3 protein-coding genes are annotated in these 2,701 nt (G+C 63.3%); all 3 read right to left on the reverse strand.

The genetic code is table 11. From position 1 onward, the window contains the following. Positions 1-578 (reverse strand): branched-chain amino acid ABC transporter permease (locus tag EOD07_RS29780; protein ID WP_164772665.1); only part of this gene is annotated, 578 nt, incomplete at its 3' end. Positions 579-671: 93 nt separating this feature from the next. Further along, positions 672-1,904, reverse strand: coding sequence for an ABC transporter substrate-binding protein (locus EOD07_RS29785; RefSeq protein ID WP_127237876.1), 1,233 nt, complete (start codon positions 1,902-1,904; stop codon positions 672-674). A gap of 272 nt (positions 1,905-2,176) precedes the next feature. Continuing rightward, on the reverse strand, positions 2,177-2,701 hold a 525-nt coding region (locus tag EOD07_RS29790), incomplete at its 5' end, for an amidohydrolase family protein (RefSeq protein WP_164772666.1).

The raw sequence follows: 2,701 nt of genomic DNA on the forward strand, positions 1-2,701 counted from the left end.
CCATAGATGAAGACGCCGGTGACATAGCGGCGCACCGGAATGCCCATCAGCTCGGCGGTGTCGCGGTCCGAAACGCTCGCCCGCAAGGCCATGCCGTAGCGGCTGCGCGAGATGCCGAAATAGGTGATCGCGACGACAACGGCCGTTATCGCCACGACGATCGCGCGCATGGCGATGATGTCGACGCCGCCGATCGTCCAGACCATGCCGACCGGGTCGGTGATGCTTTTCTGGAACTCGTTGAAGACGCGAATGACCGCGTGCTGCAGGATCACGCTGAGGCCGATCGACATGATGAAGCCGTTCATCGGCCGGTTGAGCGTGAAGCGGAACAGGCACCGTTCGGCGGCAAAGCCGAGCGCGCCGACCAGCAGGCCGGCGAACACCAGCGCCACGAAGAAGTTCATGCCCACCCCGACCATGAACCAGGTCGCCATGCCGCCGACCATCAGGAATTCGCCATGCGCGAAATTGACGATGCCGGCCAGGCCGAAGATCAGCGTGATGCCGATGCCGATGAGAATGGTGACGCTGGCAACCGAGAGGCTGTTCACCAGTTGCTGCACAAAAATGTCCATCATCAAATCCGGGTGACGAGCCTGCGGGGGAAGGATGGGCGGAGCCGAAAATCTCGCCGCCCATCCCGATGTCGAATATTCTAGCGGGCCGCCTCAGCCGCCGTTGTCGCCGGGCGGCGGAGCGGCCGGCGGCTGCTCGACCGCGCATTTGAACTTGTCGGATGTGCTGGGTTCGACCATGCAGACCTCGGTCGCGAAGGTGACCTGATGATGCTTGTTGAACACAAGCGGCACAGGCGACACGACGCCCTTGTAGTCCGACTTCAGGAGCTCGGCGACCACCGCGTCCGGATCGTCGATCTTGCCGACCTTCTCCAGCGCCTTGGCGTACCAGAAGAAGTAATCGTAATAGAGCAGCGAAACGGAGGACTGCGGTCCCTTGGCGGCGCCGAGGCCGAAATACTTGTCGAAATACTGCTTCACCTCGGGGTATGGCGAGGAACCCCAGCAGACCGGCACGCAGCTCATCGTCACCGGCACATCCGCCTTCAAGCTGCGCTCCTGATAGATGCCCGGGTCGACGCCGAACAGGAAATAGGACGGAGCCACGCCGAGCTTGAGGGCCTGCGGAAAGGCGGTGAGCGTTGAATCGCCATTGTACCAGAAATGCACGATATCGGGCTTCATGCCCTTGATGCGGGTGAGCAGCGGCGAGAAGTCGGTCGTGTCCGGCGGATACTGCACCAGGTCGACTTTCTGGCCTTCCGCCTCGAGCGCCTTGACGTAGTGCGAGGACAGATACTGCCCGGTCGCGTCATTGCCGACGAACACCACCGAATGCTTCGGCGGCGACTTCAGCTGCGGCGTCAGCAGCGAGAGCACGCCCTTGGCCGTGCTGCCGCTGCGCTGCCATTCCTGCGGCTCGCTCTGGAACGCATAATGCAGCCAGCCGTCGTCGGCGACCGCCTTGTCGTCGAGCACGGCTCCGAGCGAGCTGTTTCCGGAAAACTGCAGCACCTTGGCCGGGCCGGTGATCTTGGCCATGGACACCGAGAAGTCATGCGTCTCGGTGCCCCAGATCGCCTTGACGCCGATGTCGTTGACCAGCTCGCGCGCGGCCGCGATGGTGACGTTCACATCGGTCCTGTTGTCCCGGATATAAAGCTTGATCTTGTAGGTCTTGTCGCCGACCTTGATGCCGCCGGCGTCGTTGATCTGCTGCGCCGCCAGATTGGCCGCGCCGACAATGGTGTTGCCGGCCGAAACGAATGAGCCCGACTGCGCGGCGATGACGCCGATGGGCAGTTCCTCGTCGGCGCGGGCTGTCTGCAAAGCCATGGCGAACCCCGCCGCCGCCATGGCCAACCCAAGTCCTAGCTGTCTCATGCACGTTCCTCCCTTACATGGCAACTTGTCATACAACCCTATTACCATGTAACAAGGCTTGTCAATATGGCTCCCCATGGCGAGAACGGCCGGGAGGCATCGTCCGAGGCGCGGAGCGCCGGGGTTCGGAACGCGCGTGAAAGTGGCCGGCGGCAACAGGGTCGGGATGCGGCGGCAGGTCGGTGCAAAACCGCGACCGGAGGACGCAAATTGTCGTCACCATGGCCCTTCGACGGGCCCGGGGCGGACAAGCGGCCGATCGGGTGTTGTCGCTATGACTGGATCGGCAGGCGGTACGCCTCGATGGCGGAGGCGCCAAAAATCTGCGACCGTTCCTCTTCCGTCAGCCCGGAAAGGCAGTCGCTCAGCGCGCGTTTGACCGACTGATAGTCGGCGGCGACGAGGCAGACCGGCCAGTCCGAGCCGAACAGGCATCGCGACGGCCCGAAGATCGAGAGCACCGCGTCGACATAGGGCCGCAGGTCCTGGCTTTTCCAATGCCGCCAGTCGGCCTCCGTGACCATTCCCGACAGCTTGCACCAGACGTGGTCGCGGTGCGTCTTGAAGCCTTGCATCAATCGGGCCCACGGCTCCATCGCATGCTGCGCAATGCGCGGTTTTGCAATGTGGTCGACGACGAAACGCAAATTGGGATGCCGTTCCACCGTCTGCAGAGCCGCGGGGATCTGCGGCTCCTTCAACAAAAGGTCATAGGCGAGGCCCACCTCGGCGACAGCGGCCAGCCCGCGCTGGACATCCTCGCGCAGCAGCCAGTTCGGATCGGCCTCGTTGTGGAC

The sequence above is a fragment of the Mesorhizobium sp. M2C.T.Ca.TU.002.02.1.1 genome, assembly GCF_003997225.1.

Coding starts and splice junctions, on each gene's coding strand:
- EOD07_RS29785 (WP_127237876.1), bottom strand. CDS start 1,904: ATGAGACAGCTAGGACTTGGGTTGGCCATGGCGGCGGCGGGGTTCGCC.